The organism is Burkholderia sp. KL41, from assembly GCF_057005415.2.
The window spans coordinates 364253-378606 of sequence record NZ_CM174447.1; the positions used below are offsets into that span (position 1 = coordinate 364253).

The following is a 14354-nucleotide window of genomic DNA, read 5'->3' on the forward strand; positions in this document are numbered from 1 at the left end:
CGGCGGCGCGTGCGAAGCAGCCTGCGCGACGGAACGCGCGGCGGCGCGTCATCCGAAGTGTGCGATCAGGATCAGCGTGACCGTGACGACGATCGCGCCGCCGATGCGGGTTGCGATCTGCGCGAACGGCATCAGCTGCATCCGGTTCGCGGCAGTGAGGATCGCGACGTCGCCGGTGCCGCCTTGCCCGCTGTGGCAGGCGTTCACGATTGCGGTGTCGATAGGGTACATCTTCATCAGGCGGCCGACCACGAAACCGGTGCCCATCAGCGTCGCGACGGTCGACACGATCGTGACCACGTTGACGATCGTGAACGCGGCGGTCAGCTTGTCCCACGGCGTCATCGCGACGCCGATCGCGAACAGCAGCGGATACGTGACGGCGGTCGAGAAGAACTTGTAGACGACGAACGCGCCTTCCTGCAGCGGCGGCGACACCGCGCGCGCGAGCTTCACGAGCACCGCGAGGAACAGCATCGCGACCGGCGCGGGCAGGCCGAACAGCTTGTGCGCCATCAGGCCGACCAGGTACAGCGTGATCGCCGTGATGCCGGCGCCCGCGATGTGCGAGACGTCGACGTGGCCGCGGATTTCCTCGTTCTCGGGCGTCATGTCGCCCGATTCGCCGACCTGCAGGCGGCCGTTGCCGGTCAGGTGCGGGAAGCGCTTGCCGAGCATGTCGAGCGCGCCCGACAGGATGATCGCGGTCAGGCTGCCGAGCATCACCGGCGGCAGCACCATCGCGAACATCTCGCCTTGCGGCAGGTGCATCAGTTCCGAATAGCCGATCGACAGCGGAATCGCGCCTTCGCCGACGCCGCCCGCCATGATCGGCACGACGATGTACAGCAGCGTGTGGCGCGCGCCGAGGCCGAGCGCGGTACCCACCGCCGTGCCGACGATCGCGGCCGCGACCGAGCCGGCCGCGAGCGGAATGAAGATCTTCACGAAGCCCTGGATCAGCACGCGCCGGTCCATGCTCAGGATGCTGCCGACGATGATCGACGCGATGAACAGGTACAGGAAGTTGGTCGACTTCGTGAACTCGACCGTCAGGTTCAGCACCGGCTTCGGCAGCACGTGGTAGTACGTGAGCGCCGACGGCACGAAGGTCGCGAAGATCGCGGCCGCGCCGATGTTGCGCAGGAGCGGCAGGCGCTTGCCCAGTTCCGCGCAGGTGAAGCCGAAGAACGCGAGCACCGCGATCGCCATCGAGATCTCGCCGGGCACCTTGCCGGTGACCGAGAAGCCGACGATCAGCGCAAGCAGGATGAAATAGACGGGCAGCGGGATGATACCGATGCGGATTTCCATCAGCTTCCACCAGCCTTCCGGCCAGAAGCGCTCGCGCGGGGCGGCGACGGCGTTGGAAACCGGCTCCGGATGGGACGGGGTATGGATAGAGGTCTGCAAGACGTGTCTCCTGATGTTGGAATGCCTGCATCGCTTCGCGGCATTGTGTGCCGTCTATTACGCAACCCCCATGCCAGAAATGCGGCCTGCCGGAATATTTTTAATGCATTGATTCATAAGGGATTTATTTCGTCTGCGGAAATGATGGCCCGATCGGCTGGCCGAGATTTCGGAATTCGCCCGGCGTCCAGGCCGAGATTTCGGCCGGGCGCCCGGTCGGGCCGCCGATCCTGCGTGGCCGCCGGCCATATCGCCGCGCGCGATTTTCTTCGCACAATCGCTTCGTAGACCGTCCCCGCTCCGCTCTCTATCATCGGCTGATCCTTTTCCGACGCGCTTGACCCTTGTCCGGAGAACGCCCACGCGTTCGCCGCGGCGTCGCTCATCCGTCGATACCGTCTTTGGACAGGAGAGTGGTTCCCATGCTGCATGCCGTTTTTTCCACCCGTCTTTCCGCCGGCCGCGTCGCGCGCCTTCTGGCCGCCGCCCTGCTCGGCGTCGCACTGCTCAATGGTGCGCGGGCCGACACCGCGCCGCTGAAGGTCGGCATTTCGACGAGCCCGCAGATCGAGGCGCTGAAGGTTGCCGCCAAGGAGGCGAAGGCGCAGGGGCTCGACGTGCGGATCGTCGAATTCACCGACTGGAATACGCCGAACGCGGCGCTCGCGAACAAGGACATCGACGTCAACTACTTCCAGCACATCCCGTTCCTCGAGAACGCGAACAAGCAGGGCGGCTACAACTTCGTGTCGATCGCGCCCGGCACGATCATGAAGATCGGCCTCTATTCGAAGAAGGTGAAAAGCTTCAGCGAGCTGAAGGACGGCGCGAAGGTCGCGATCGCGAACGATCCGGTGAACGGCGGGCGCGGGTTGCTGCTGCTGCAGCGCGCGGGGCTCATCAAGCTGAAGCCGGGCGCCGACTACCGCGCGACGACGCACGACATCGTGTCGAACCCGAAGCACCTGAAGATCATCCCGCTCGAGGCATCGCAACTCGCGCGTTCGCTCGACGACGTCGATCTCGCGCAGGGCTACCCGAGCTTCATCAAGCTCGCCGGCACGACCGACCCGAACAGCGCGCTGCTGTTCGACGGCACCGAGAACAAGATCTTCGCGATCCAGTGGGTCGTGCGGCCGGACAGCGTGAACGACCCGCGCATCCGCAAGTTCATCGCGATCTACCAGCAGTCGCCGGCCGTGCGCAAGGCGCTCGACAACGCGTTCGGCTCGCTGTACGCGATCGCGTGGTGACGGAGGCGCGCACATGACGACGGCGAACCGCAAGAAGATCCTGCTCAACGCGTTCAACATGAACTGCGTCGGGCACATCAACCATGGGCTGTGGACGCATCCGCGCGACCGCTCCGCACACTACACCGATCTCGACTACTGGGCCGACCTCGCGAAAACGCTCGAACGCGGCAAGTTCGACGGGATCTTCCTCGCGGACATCGTCGGCGTGTACGACGTGTTCGGCGGCGGCCCCGATGCCGCGCTGCGCGAATCGGTGCAGGTGCCCGTCAACGATCCGCTGCTGCTGGTGCCCGCGATGGCGCAGGTCACGCGGCATCTCGGCTTCGGCGTGACCGCGAACCTGACCTACGAGCCGCCTTACCTGTTCGCGCGCCGCATGTCGACGCTCGATCACCTGACGAAAGGGCGCGTGGGCTGGAACATCGTCACCGGTTATCTCGACAGCGCCGCGCGCGGGATGGGCCTCGCGCAGCAGATCGGTCACGACGACCGCTACGAGCGCGCGGACGACTACATGGACGTCGTCTACAAGCTGTGGGAGCAGAGCTGGGACGACGACGCGGTGATCCGCGATGCGCAGGCGCGCGTGTTCGCGCAGCCGGGCAAGGTGCGGCGCGTGAAGCACGACGGGCCGTTCTATTCGATCGATGCGATCCACCTGAGCGAGCCGTCGCTGCAGCGCACGCCGGTGCTGTACCAGGCCGGTTCGTCCGCGCGCGGCGTCGAGTTCGCGGGCCGTCACGCCGAATGCGTGTTCGTGAACGGGCAGAGCAAGGCCGCCGCGCGTGCGGCGGCGCTCGACATCCGTGCGGCTGCCGCGCGGCAGGGGCGCGACCCCGCGTCGATCAGGATCTTTGCCGGCGTGAGCGTCGTGACGGCCGAAACCGAGCGGCTCGCGCGCGAGAAATTCGACGAATACCGGCGCTATGCGAGCCCCGAAGCGGGCCTCGCGCATTTCGCGAGTTCGACCGGCATCGACTTCGCGAAGTACGGCCTCGACGAGCCGATCTCGTATGTGAAGACCGACTCGATCCAGTCGGCCGTCGACGCGATCTCGCGCAAGAGCACGACCGGCACGTGGACCGTGCGGCGGATGCTCGAACAGATGTCGCTCGGCGGCCGCTATGCGCCGATCGTCGGCTCGCCGTCGCAGGTCGCGGACGAGCTGCAGTCGTGGATCGACGAGACGGGCATCGACGGTTTCAACCTGACGCGCACCGTGATGCCCGAGTCGTTCGAGGATTTCGTCGACTGGGTCGTGCCCGAGCTGCAGAACCGCGGCGTCTACAAGGAAGACTACGATCCCGCGCCGACGCTGCGCGAGAAGCTGTTCGGCGCGGGCCCGCGCCTGCCCGCGTGGCACACGGGCGCGCAGCACCGGCCGGCTGCCGCGCCGGCAACCGAACCCGCGCATCCCGCGCATGCCTGAACGTGACGGAGCGAAGCGATGACGCAATTGTTCGATACGCTGGGTTTCGTCGACGCATCGGCCGCGCGTGCCGGCGCCGCCGCCGGCCCGCATGACGCGGCGGCCGCGGCCGCCGCCGGTGGCGTCGCCGTGTCGCTGGAGCAGGTCGGCAAGGTGTTCGCGACGCCGCGCGGCCAGGCCGCCGCGCTGCGCGACGTGACGCTCGACGTGCGGCGCGGCGAGGTATTCGGGATCATCGGCCGCAGCGGCGCGGGGAAGTCGACGCTGCTGCGGCTCGTGAACGGGCTCGAGCGGCCGAGCTCGGGCCGCGTGCGCGTGCAGGGCGTCGACGTCGGCGCGCTCGACGAGGACGGGCTCGTGGCGCTGCGGCGTCGCACCGGCATGGTGTTCCAGCATTTCAACCTGCTGTCCGCGAAGACGGTGTTCGAGAACGTCGCGCTGCCGCTGAAGATCGCCGGCGTGCCGAAGGCCGAGCGCGTGCGCAAGGTCGAGGCGCTGCTCGAACTCGTCGGGCTCGCCGCGAAACGCGACGCGTATCCGGCCAGCCTGTCGGGCGGGCAGAAGCAGCGCGTCGGCATTGCCCGCGCGCTCGTGCACGATCCCGAGGTCCTGCTGTGCGACGAGGCGACCTCGGCGCTCGATCCCGAGACGACGCAGTCGATCCTCGCACTGCTCGCCGACATCAACCGTCGCCTCGGGCTGACGATCGTGCTGATCACGCACGAGATGGAAGTGATCCGCGCGGTGTGCGACACGGTCGCGGTGATCGAACAAGGCGAAGTCGTCGAAACGGGCCCCGTGTGGCGCGTGTTCGGCGATCCGCGCCACGGCGCGACGCGCGCGCTGCTCAGCACGCTCGTGCACGACCTGCCGGCCGAACTGGCCGCGCGCGTGCAGCCGCTGCCCGAGCAGGCCGCGCTGCCCGACGGCGCGCAGGTCGTGCTCGACGTCCGTTATACGGGCGAGAGCGGCGGCGAGCCGGATGTCGGCGCGCTCGCGGCGGCGCTTGGCGGCTCGGTGCGTTTCCTGCATGGCGGGATCGAGCGCATCCAGGGGCATGCGCAAGGGCGGCTCGTGATCGCGGCGGCGCCGCGCGCGGACGACGCCGGCCAGCCGGCGGCCCGCGGCGGTGCGGTGGCGGCGCTGCTCGAACGCGCGCGCCGCCACGCGAATCACGCGGAGGTGCTCGGCTATGTTTGACCTCTGGTGGCCCGAACTGCTCGACGCGATCCGCGACACGCTGTCGATGGTCGCCGCGTCGGCCGCGGTCGCGGCGCTGATCGGCGTCCCGCTCGCGGTGATCCTCGTGACGACCGCGCCCGGCGGCATCTACGAGCGGCGCGGCGTGAACGCGGTGCTCGGCGCGCTCGTCAACGTGTTCCGCTCGACGCCGTTCATCATCCTGCTCGTCGCGCTGCTGCCGTTCACGCGTGTGCTGATCGGCACGACGATCGGCGTATGGGCGGCCGTCGTGCCGCTGTCGATTGCCGCGATCCCGTTCTTCGCGCGGATCGCCGAGGTGAGCCTGCGCGATGTCGATCGCGGGCTGATCGAGGCCGCGCTCGCGATGGGCGCGAAGCGCCGCCACATCGTCTGGCACGTGCTGCTGCCCGAGGCGCTGCCCGGCATGCTCGGCGGCTTCACGATCACCGTCGTCGCGCTGATCGGCTCGACCGCGATGGCGGGTGCCGTCGGCGCGGGCGGGCTCGGCGATCTCGCGATCCGCTACGGCTATCAGCGTTTCGACACGACCGTCATGGCGACCGTGATCGTGATCCTGATCGCACTCGTTTCGGCCGTGCAAATCACGGGCGACCGCCTGGTCCGACGCGTGACCCGGCGTACCTGAGCGGCGCCACAAGCGCCGGCTCTTTTCATTGAAGACCCTGAGAGAACGATACCCATGACCTTACCCATCGGCGCGCCGCGCGAATGGAACGGACAATTCGAGGAAGCGCTGTTCCTGGACGTCGCGCGACGCCATCGTCCCGGCTTCCCGGACAAGCTTGCGACACCGCCGCGCGAGCCGCGCGGCGAAGACGAACTGGCCGCCGTCGCCGACTACTACACGAAGATGGCGTCGCACGACCTGTTCATCGTGCAGGTCGTCGCGAAGGCGATCGACACGTTGTTCCGCGACGATCCGCATTTCCAGCTGATCCTGTCGCGCCAGCTCGGCGACGACGGCGCGCACGCGGTGATCGGCCGTGAGCGCGTGACCGAACTGACGGGGCGCGATCCGCTGCCGGAAATCGACCGGCTCGTCGCCGCGCACTGGGCGCGCATCGGCGACATCGCGGTGCGCGACGTCGCGGGCTTTCTCGCGTTCGAGTGGCATTACGAGCTGCACATCCTCGCGAAGCTGTGGATCCAGCGCAAGACCGGCCGCATCGGCGACAGCGCGATGCGCGAGCATGGCGAGAACCGGATCCGGCCGGACGAGGAGTGGCATCGCGTGCAGATCGTCCAGTGGTGGTTCGACACGTTGAAGGCGCTGCCGGCGGCCGAACGCGACGCGTTGATCGATCGCGTGATCGCGGCCGACGAGGAAACGCAGGCGCGGCTCGACGGTTACCTGCACGACGAATACGCGCACACCGCGCACGTGTTCGGCGCGGATATCGCCGAATACCGCGCGATCTACGACGACTGGCGGCGCGAGATCCTCGCGCGGTTGACCGGCAGGCGCGAACTGGGGAAACTCGTGCCGTTGTCGGAAGCTGTCTCGACCCAGGAACAGGAAGCCGTCGCATGAACGATCCCCGCGGCCCGGCGACGCTCGCCGCTGCAACGGATGTGTCAGCCGTCGATCCGGACGCACTGGCGCGCGTCATCGAAACGCTGCGCGAAACCGCCGCCGCGCGCGATCGCGCGGGCGGCCACGCCGCGCAGGAAAAGCAGTGGCTCGCCGACGCGGGCCTGCTGACGCTCGCGGTGCCGCGCGAGTTCGGCGGGCAGGAAGCCGGGTGGCCGGCGGTCTACGACACGATCCGGCGGATCGCGCGCGTCGACAGCGCGCTCGCGCATCTGGTCGGGTTCCAGATCCTGCAGGTGGTGAGCGTCGACGTGTGGGGCAGCGCGGCACAGCGCGAACGTTATCTGCGCGGCACGGTCGAGCATCGCTGGTGGTGGGGCAACGCGGTCAACCCGCTCGACACGCGGCTGGTGGCGACCGCGACGCCCGACGGCGGCTACCGGCTCGACGGCGTGAAGGGCTTCTGTTCGGGCACGCGCGGCTCGCAGCGCATGACGGTGTCCGCGCACGATCCGCAAGCGGGCCGCACCGTGTTCGGCGTGGTGCCGACCGATCGCGCGGGGATCACGGTCAACGAAGACTGGGACCCGATCGGCCAGCGACAGACCGACAGCGGCAGCGTGAGCTTCGCCGGCGTGACGCTCGCGCCGGACGAGGTGCTGCACCGCTCCGAGGCGCCGCCGACACCGCGCGCGACGCTGCGCACGCTCGTGTCGCAGCTCGTGCTGACGAACCTGTTCGTCGGGCTCGCGGAAGGTGCGCTGGCGGAAGCGCGCGACTACGTGCTGAAGCATGGCCGCCCATGGATACAGTCGGAGGTCGCGCAGGCGAGCGACGATCCGTACACGCTGCAGCGCTTCGGCGACATGCGCGTGCGGGCGATCGCCGCGGCGGCGCTGGCCGATCGCGCGGCGGCCGCGTTGCAGCGCGCGTGGGCGCGGCAGGATGCGCTGACGGCGGACGAGCGCGCCGAGGTGGCGCTCGCGGTATCGGAGGCGAAGATCGTCGCGCAGCGCGCGGCGCTCGACAACGGCGAGGCGCTGTTCGACGCATGCGGCGCGCGCGCCACGGCCGCGTCGCTCGGCCTCGACCGCTTCTGGCGCAACGCGCGTACGCATACGCTGCACGATCCACTCGACTATCGGCTGCGTGACGTCGGCCGGTTCGCGTTGACCGGGGAATTGCCGCCGGCGTCGCTCTATACGTGACGGATTGACACCGGAGCGGGCGCGGCCTGCTCCGGACAACACCCTGCCGGCATGCTGGACGTCCGAAATGATATGTTATATCGTTACGATACAATATATCATTCGTTCCTCAACGTCCTCTTCCGGAATCGCCCGATGAGCACCGCACTCCCTCCGTCCAAGCGGCTTCCCGTGACCGTCCTGTCCGGCTTTCTCGGCGCCGGCAAGACGACGCTGCTCAACCACATCCTGAACAATCGCGAGGGCCGTCGCGTCGCGGTGATCGTCAACGACATGTCCGAGGTCAACATCGACGCCGCGCTCGTCCGCGACGGCGGCGCAGGGCTGTCGCGCACCGACGAGAAGCTGGTCGAGATGAGCAACGGCTGCATCTGCTGCACGCTGCGCGAGGATCTGCTGATCGAGGTCGACCGGCTCGCGCGCGAAGGGCGCTTCGACCAGCTCGTGATCGAATCGACCGGCATCTCGGAGCCGCTGCCGGTGGCCGAGACGTTCACGTTCGAAGGCGAGGACGGCCGCAGCCTCGGCGAAGTCGCGCGGCTCGACACGATGGTGACCGTGGTCGACGCGTTCAATTTCCTGCGCGACTACGCGTCGCGCGACAGCCTGCAGGCGCGCGGCGAATCGATGGGCGACGAGGATGCGCGCACGGTGGTCGATCTGCTGATCGACCAGATCGAGTTCTGCGACGTGATCGTGATCAACAAGATCGACCTGATCGACGACAACGCACGCGAGCGGCTGGTCGCGCTGCTGCGCGGGCTGAATCCGCGGGCAAGGATCGAGATCGCCGAATTCGGCCAGGTGCCGCTCGAGCGCGTGCTCGACACGGGCCTGTTCGATTTCGACGCGGCATCGCGCGCGCCGGGCTGGCTGCAGGAGCTGCGCGGCACGCACACGCCGGAAACCGACGCATACGGCATCCGCAGTTTCGTCTACCGCGCGCGGCGGCCGTTCCATCCGCGGCGCTTCTTCGCGCTCGTCGAAAGCGAATGGCCGGGCGTCGTCCGCTCGAAGGGGTTCTACTGGCTGGCCACCCATCCGACCGTCGCCGGTTCGTGGTCGCAGGCCGGCGCGGTCGCGCGGCACGGGCCGGCCGGCCACTGGTGGGCGGCCGTGCCGCCCGAGCGCTGGCCGCAGGACGCGGAAGCCGTCGCGCAGATCCGCGCCCGCTGGGACGAGCGCGTCGGCGACGCGCGGCAGGAACTCGTGCTGATCGGCATGGACATGGACGAGCCCGCGCTGCGCGCGCGCTTCGACGCGTGCCTGCTGACCGACGCCGAGATGGCCACCGGCCCCGAACACTGGACCACGTGGGACAACCCGTTTCGCGACTGGCCCTGACCTGAACGCGCTTCCTGCATCGATCCGGATGGAGAAGGCGCTCCACCGGATCCCGAGCATGAATGCCCCCCTTCCCGATATCTCCCTGACCGATGCCGCGCCGGGCCGCCGCCCGCTCGAATGGGTCGGCATGCAGGGCATCGACCTGCCCGTTGCGGTGGCCGAGCCCGGCTGCCGGCGCGAAGTGCATGCGCGCGCCGACGTGCAGGTCGACCTTCCCGCACCGCACGTGAAGGGCATCCACATGTCGCGGCTGTACAGGCTGCTCGACGGCCTCGGCGATGGCGCCGCGCTGTCGCCGGCCGGCCTTCGGCCGGTGCTGCAGGCGATGGTCGACAGCCATCGCGACTGCGACACGCGCCGTGCGCGGCTACGGCTGCGCTTCGACCTGCTGGCGCGCCGCGCCGCGCTGGTGACCGACGGGCTTGCCGGGTGGAAGGCCTATCCGGTCCGGATCGACGCGGCGCTGACCGACGTCGGGTTCGAGCTGCGCGCGCAGGTGACGGTCGTCTATTCGTCGACGTGCCCGTGTTCGGCCGCGCTGTCGCGGCACTGGGTCGAACAGGCGTTCCTGGCGGCGTTCGGCCGCGACGATCGCGTGGAACCGGCAGCGGTCGCCGCGTGGCTGAAACGGCACGCGACGGCGGCCACGCCGCACAGCCAGCGTAGCGAGGCCGTCGTCAGCGTGGGGCTGCCGGCCGATGGCGCGACGCTCGGGCTGATCGACCTGATCGATCGCGTCGAGCACGCGCTCGGCACGCCGGTGCAGACGGCCGTCAAGCGCGCGGACGAGCAGGCGTTCGCGGTGCTGAACGGCGGCAACCTGATGTTCGTCGAGGATGCCGCGCGCCGGGTCCAGGCCGCGCTGGACGGCCGCCATGCGAACCCGCGCGTGCACGTGCGCCATCTGGAAAGCCTGCACCCGCACGACGCGGTGGCCTGGGCCGCGCCGGTTCGCGAAGGCGCCGACGCATGCTGATCCGCAAGCTGTTCCGGTTCGAGAACGCGCACGTGGTGCGCGGCTGCAGCACGCGGCGCTGCTCGCATTCGATCCACGGCCATTCGTATCGCGTCGAGCTGCTGCTCGAGGCGCATGCGCTGGACCACGGGCAGATGATCTACGACTTCGGGCTGCTCAAGGGCGACGTGCGCGACCTGATCGACGCGTTCGACCACGCGGTGACGCTGTGGTCGGATGACGATCCCTGTTATGTCGAGAGCATGCGCCGGCATTCCGAGCGCTGGGTGCTGCTGCCGGTGTCGCCGAGCGCCGAGCAGTTCTCGCGCGTGTTCTTTCGCCTCGTCGATGCGGCGCTGTCCTGCACGCGCATGTCGAACGGCGAAGCCGGCGTGCGGCTGCATTCGATCATCGTTCACGAAACCGAGACCGGCTACGCGCAGTGTTTTCGCGACGATGCGTTCAACCCGCGCATGGGCCGCATCGACCTGGACGACATCGTGTTCGCGCCGGCCATCGCCGGACAGTGGCGCGATCCGGGCCTGTTCGAGCGGATCAAGCGCGGCCGTTCGATGTCAAGACAGGAATCCTGATGATCAGAAAGAATCCGCGCGGCGACCTGCCGCAGATACACCCGAGTGCATTCGTCGATCCGACCGCCATTCTGTGCGGGCTCGTGATCGTCGAGGAGAACGTGTTCATCGGCCCGTACGCGGTGATCCGCGCCGACGAAACGGATGGCGACGGCCGGATCGCGCCGATCGTGATCGGTGCGCATTCGAACATCCAGGACGGCGTGGTGATCCATTCGAAGTCGGGCGCGAGCGTCACCATCGGCCAGCACACGTCGATCGCGCATCGCGCGATCGTCCACGGGCCGTGCAAGGTCGGCAACGGCGTATTCGTCGGCTTCAACAGCGTGCTGTTCAACTGCACCATCGACGACGGCTGCGTGGTGCGCTACAACGCGGTCGTCGACGGCTGCCACCTGCCGCCGGGCTTCTACGTGCGCTCGACCGAGCGCATCGGGCCGGAAACCGATCTCGCCGCGTTGCCGCAGGTGACGGCCGACGCGAGCGACTTCTCCGAGGACGTCGCGCGCACGAACAATGCGCTGGTGCTGGGCTACAAGCACATCCAGAACGAGTTCTGAGCCATGGACGAACCCGTTCGACGTGAAGGGCGCGCGACCGACGCGCTGAAGCGACGCCATGTCGACCTGCTCGTGCACGGCGGCACGGCGATGACACCCAACGGTGCCGAGCAGGTCGACGTCGCGTGCGTGGATGGCCGTGTCGTCGCGCTGGGTGCGTTGCATGGCACGTGGAGCGCCGACGTTCTCCTGGATGCCGGCGGCCTGCATGTGCTGCCGGGCGTCGTCGACAGCCAGGTGCATTTCCGCGAACCGGGCCTGACGCACAAGGAGACCATCGAGGCCGGCACGCGCGGCGCGGTGCTCGGCGGCGTCACGACGATCTTCGAGATGCCCAACACGCATCCGCTGACGCTGACCGCTCAGGATCTGCAGGCCAAGCTGGAACGCGCGCGCGGCCGCGCGTGGTGCGACTACGCGTTCTACATCGGCGGCTCGGCCGCGAACGCCGAACGGTTGCCGGCGCTTGAAGCGCTGCCGGGCTGCGCGGGCGTGAAGGTCTTCATGGGCAGTTCGTTCGGCGACCTGCTGGCCGACGACGAAGCCGTGTTGCGCCGGATCGTGCGCAACGGGCGGCGGCGCATGGCCGTGCACGCGGAGGACGAAGCGCGGCTGCGCGCACGCCGGGCGCTCGTCGAAGCGGGCGGCGACGTGCGCGACCATCCGCGCTGGCGCGACGTGCAAAGCGCGCTGGAGGCGACGCGGCGCATCGTCGCGCTGGCCGCCGAGACGGGCCGCCGGCTGCATGTGCTGCACGTGTCCACCGCCGAGGAAATGGCGTTGCTCGCGCGGCACCGGCAGCGGGTGACCGTCGAAGTCACGCCGCATCACCTGAGCCTGCATGCCCCCGATTGCTACGAACGGCTCGGCACGTTCGCACAGATGAATCCGCCGGTGCGTGAACGGCATCATCGGGACGCGCTGTGGCAGGCCGTTCGCGACGGCGTGGTCGACGTGATCGGCAGCGATCACGCGCCGCATACGCGCGACGAAAAGCGCCGGCCCTATCCGCAGTCGCCGAGCGGGATGACCGGCGTGCAGACGCTGCTGCCGCTGATGCTCGATCATGTGCACGCGGGCCGCGTGAGCCTCGAACGACTGGTCGACCTGACCAGCGCCGGGCCGGCGCGCATCTTCGGCATCGCGGGCAAAGGGCGCATCGCGGTGGGCTACGACGCCGATTTCAGCATCGTCGACCTGCGCGCGCGGCGGATCATCCGCGACGAATGGATCGCCAGCGTCAGCGGCTGGACGCCTTACGACGGGTGCGCGGTCACGGGCTGGCCCGTCCATACGGTCGTGCACGGCCAGGTCGTGGTGCGAGACGGCGCGCTGAACGGGACGCCGCAGGGGCAGGCCGTCACGTTCCTGGACGCCTAGATCGGCAGGCGAACCGTCTGCTTGATGCGCTTCAGCGGAATCTCGGTTTCGACGTTGCGCACGCCTTCGATCTGCGTGAGCGTTTCCATCTGGAAGCGCTGGTAATCGTCGAGATCGCGGGCGATCACGCGCAGCAGATAGTCGTAGCTGCCGGCCATCAGGTGGCATTCGAGCACTTCGGGCGCCTGCTCCATCTCGCGCGCGAAGCGTTCGACCGTCGTCTTGTCCTGACGCTCCAGCGTGACGCGCACGAACGCCGTGAATCGCAGGTCGACGGCGGCCGGGTTCAGCAGCGCGACATACGCGTCGATCACGCCCTGTTCCTCGAGCAGGTGAACGCGGCGCAGGCAGGGCGTGGCGGACAGCCCGGCCTGTTGCGCGAGTTCGGCATTCGTCTGGTTCGAATTCCGTTGCAATGCACGCAGAATGCGCCGGTCGATTGCATCCAGTTTGATTGGCATTTTTGACTACCCGAACGGTGAATGCTAGAGAATAGCGCCAAAACCGATAGTCAAAGTAGCCGAATACGCATCCAATCTCCATGGGAAGGCGCCGATAATCCGACGACAGGCCGGGCGATTCCCGTCCGCCGGCAATCCCGTTCAGGAGCTATCCCATGTCGCATCCATCCTGGCTGCCGTTCATTGCAACGTCGCTGCTGATCATCGTCACGCCGGGCCAGGACATGGTGCTCGTGATGTCACGTACGCTGTCCGACGGCACGCGCGCGGGCCTCGTGACCGCCGCGGGCGTCAGCGTCGGGCTGCTCGTGCACACGATGCTCGCGACGCTCGGGCTGGGCGCGCTGCTGCAGGCATCCGAATGGCTGTTCACCGCGCTGAAGGTCGTCGGCGCGTTGTACCTGCTGTATCTCGGCATCACGCTGTTGCGCTCGTCGGGAGAACTGACGCTCGCGAGCGGCGACGGCGCGCAGGCATCGCGGCTGCGCACGTTCGCGCAAGGCGCGCTGTCGAACGTGTCGAACCCGAAGGTCGCGCTGTTCTATCTGGCGTTCCTGCCGCAGTTCGTGCCGGCGGGCGCCGCGCATCCGATGCTGTCGCTGTTCGTGCTGGGCGCGACCTTCGCGGGCCTGACGTTTCTCGTCAAGGGGCCGGTTGCGGTATTTGCCGGCCTGCTGTCCGCATCGATCCGCCGCAACCCGAGGATCCTGACACGCATGCACCGCGTCAGCGGGGTGGTGCTGTTGGGGCTCGGGGTGAAGCTGGCGCTCGAGCGCCGCTGATGGTGGGGCGCTCGTGCGCGTGTCGTCGCGCGCGTGGCCGCATTCGAACCTGGCACCACGGAATTCGCGTCGGCCGCATTCGCGCCTTCGCCGATGGCGACCGCATTCACCGCGGAGGCCGTCGCGCGGGCGATCGCGACGCTGCCGGTCGCGGATGCCGAGCTGTCGATGCCGAGCGCAACTGCATCGGCAGCACCGGCGTTGGCCTGAAAGCC

General features: G+C 68.5%; 14 protein-coding genes. 12 read left to right on the top strand and 2 right to left on the bottom strand.

Annotated features, from left to right (window positions below):
- Window positions 1-48 precede the first annotated feature (48 nt).
- Window positions 49-1413 carry a 2-hydroxycarboxylate transporter family protein gene (locus tag PQB87_RS19310; protein ID WP_021156390.1) on the bottom strand — a complete coding sequence of 455 codons (1365 nt, stop codon included), beginning with the start codon at window positions 1411-1413 and terminating at the stop codon, window positions 49-51.
- A gap of 422 nt (window positions 1414-1835) precedes the next feature.
- On the opposite strand from PQB87_RS19310, the gene PQB87_RS19315 reads away from it, so the two are divergent.
- The 11 genes from PQB87_RS19315 to PQB87_RS19365 all read left to right on the top strand — a co-directional run bounded on the left by PQB87_RS19315 (window position 1836) and on the right by PQB87_RS19365 (window position 12896).
- Window positions 1836-2666, top strand: a complete 831-nt coding sequence (locus PQB87_RS19315) for a MetQ/NlpA family ABC transporter substrate-binding protein (RefSeq protein ID WP_059684149.1) — start codon at window positions 1836-1838, stop codon at window positions 2664-2666.
- A gap of 13 nt (window positions 2667-2679) precedes the next feature.
- Window positions 2680-4098 (top strand): LLM class flavin-dependent oxidoreductase, encoded by a 1419-nt coding sequence (locus PQB87_RS19320; RefSeq protein WP_222154973.1) that lies wholly within the window; start codon window positions 2680-2682, stop codon window positions 4096-4098.
- Between the two features lie 18 nt (window positions 4099-4116).
- Complete coding sequence (locus PQB87_RS19325) at window positions 4117-5298, top strand: methionine ABC transporter ATP-binding protein (protein ID WP_175831886.1); 1182 nt, start codon at window positions 4117-4119, stop codon at window positions 5296-5298.
- Complete coding sequence (locus PQB87_RS19330) at window positions 5291-5947, top strand: methionine ABC transporter permease (protein WP_489243512.1); 657 nt, start codon at window positions 5291-5293, stop codon at window positions 5945-5947. The genes PQB87_RS19325 and PQB87_RS19330 overlap by 8 nt, the downstream gene beginning before the upstream one ends.
- A 54-nt stretch (window positions 5948-6001) precedes the next feature.
- Entirely contained in the window at window positions 6002-6853 is an 852-nt protein-coding gene (locus PQB87_RS19335) for a hypothetical protein (RefSeq protein WP_021159288.1), read from the top strand.
- Window positions 6850-8061 (top strand): acyl-CoA dehydrogenase family protein, encoded by a 1212-nt coding sequence (locus tag PQB87_RS19340; RefSeq protein WP_431208091.1) that lies wholly within the window; start codon window positions 6850-6852, stop codon window positions 8059-8061. The genes PQB87_RS19335 and PQB87_RS19340 overlap by 4 nt, the downstream gene beginning before the upstream one ends.
- A gap of 135 nt (window positions 8062-8196) precedes the next feature.
- Window positions 8197-9405: a zinc metallochaperone GTPase ZigA gene (gene zigA, locus PQB87_RS19345; RefSeq protein ID WP_489243513.1), complete on the top strand. Its 1209-nt coding sequence runs from the start codon at window positions 8197-8199 to the stop codon at window positions 9403-9405.
- Between the two features lie 58 nt (window positions 9406-9463).
- Window positions 9464-10384: a GTP cyclohydrolase FolE2 gene (gene folE2 / locus PQB87_RS19350; protein WP_489243514.1), complete on the top strand. Its 921-nt coding sequence runs from the start codon at window positions 9464-9466 to the stop codon at window positions 10382-10384.
- Complete coding sequence (locus PQB87_RS19355) at window positions 10378-10956, top strand: 6-pyruvoyl trahydropterin synthase family protein (protein WP_021159292.1); 579 nt, start codon at window positions 10378-10380, stop codon at window positions 10954-10956. The genes folE2 and PQB87_RS19355 overlap by 7 nt, the downstream gene beginning before the upstream one ends.
- A complete protein-coding gene (locus PQB87_RS19360; RefSeq protein ID WP_021159293.1) occupies window positions 10956-11516 on the top strand; it encodes a gamma carbonic anhydrase family protein in 561 nt (186 codons plus the stop codon). Before PQB87_RS19355 ends, PQB87_RS19360 begins: the two co-directional genes overlap by 1 nt.
- A gap of 3 nt (window positions 11517-11519) precedes the next feature.
- Entirely contained in the window at window positions 11520-12896 is a 1377-nt protein-coding gene (locus PQB87_RS19365) for a dihydroorotase (protein WP_489243515.1), read from the top strand.
- Here the strand turns inward: PQB87_RS19365 and PQB87_RS19370 are convergent.
- Complete coding sequence (locus PQB87_RS19370; protein WP_011353935.1) at window positions 12893-13357, bottom strand: Lrp/AsnC family transcriptional regulator; 465 nt, start codon at window positions 13355-13357, stop codon at window positions 12893-12895. The two genes, PQB87_RS19365 and PQB87_RS19370, sit on opposite strands and share 4 nt — an antisense overlap.
- Window positions 13358-13512: 155 nt before the next feature.
- Between PQB87_RS19370 and PQB87_RS19375 the strand changes: the two genes are divergently transcribed.
- Window positions 13513-14139, top strand: coding sequence for a LysE family translocator (locus PQB87_RS19375; protein WP_042974904.1), 627 nt, complete (start codon window positions 13513-13515; stop codon window positions 14137-14139).
- The last annotated feature ends 215 nt before the right edge of the window (window positions 14140-14354 follow it).

Coding starts and splice junctions, on each gene's coding strand:
- PQB87_RS19315 (WP_059684149.1), top strand. CDS start 1,836: ATGCTGCATGCCGTTTTTTCCACCCGTCTTTCCGCCGGCCGCGTCGCG.
- PQB87_RS19365 (WP_489243515.1), top strand. CDS start 11,520: ATGGACGAACCCGTTCGACGTGAAGGGCGCGCGACCGACGCGCTGAAG.
- PQB87_RS19335 (WP_021159288.1), top strand. CDS start 6,002: ATGACCTTACCCATCGGCGCGCCGCGCGAATGGAACGGACAATTCGAG.
- PQB87_RS19340 (WP_431208091.1), top strand. CDS start 6,850: ATGAACGATCCCCGCGGCCCGGCGACGCTCGCCGCTGCAACGGATGTG.
- PQB87_RS19355 (WP_021159292.1), top strand. CDS start 10,378: ATGCTGATCCGCAAGCTGTTCCGGTTCGAGAACGCGCACGTGGTGCGC.
- PQB87_RS19320 (WP_222154973.1), top strand. CDS start 2,680: ATGACGACGGCGAACCGCAAGAAGATCCTGCTCAACGCGTTCAACATG.
- PQB87_RS19360 (WP_021159293.1), top strand. CDS start 10,956: ATGATCAGAAAGAATCCGCGCGGCGACCTGCCGCAGATACACCCGAGT.
- PQB87_RS19375 (WP_042974904.1), top strand. CDS start 13,513: ATGTCGCATCCATCCTGGCTGCCGTTCATTGCAACGTCGCTGCTGATC.
- PQB87_RS19330 (WP_489243512.1), top strand. CDS start 5,291: ATGTTTGACCTCTGGTGGCCCGAACTGCTCGACGCGATCCGCGACACG.
- folE2 (WP_489243514.1), top strand. CDS start 9,464: ATGAATGCCCCCCTTCCCGATATCTCCCTGACCGATGCCGCGCCGGGC.
- PQB87_RS19325 (WP_175831886.1), top strand. CDS start 4,117: ATGACGCAATTGTTCGATACGCTGGGTTTCGTCGACGCATCGGCCGCG.
- zigA (WP_489243513.1), top strand. CDS start 8,197: ATGAGCACCGCACTCCCTCCGTCCAAGCGGCTTCCCGTGACCGTCCTG.
- PQB87_RS19370 (WP_011353935.1), bottom strand. CDS start 13,357: ATGCCAATCAAACTGGATGCAATCGACCGGCGCATTCTGCGTGCATTG.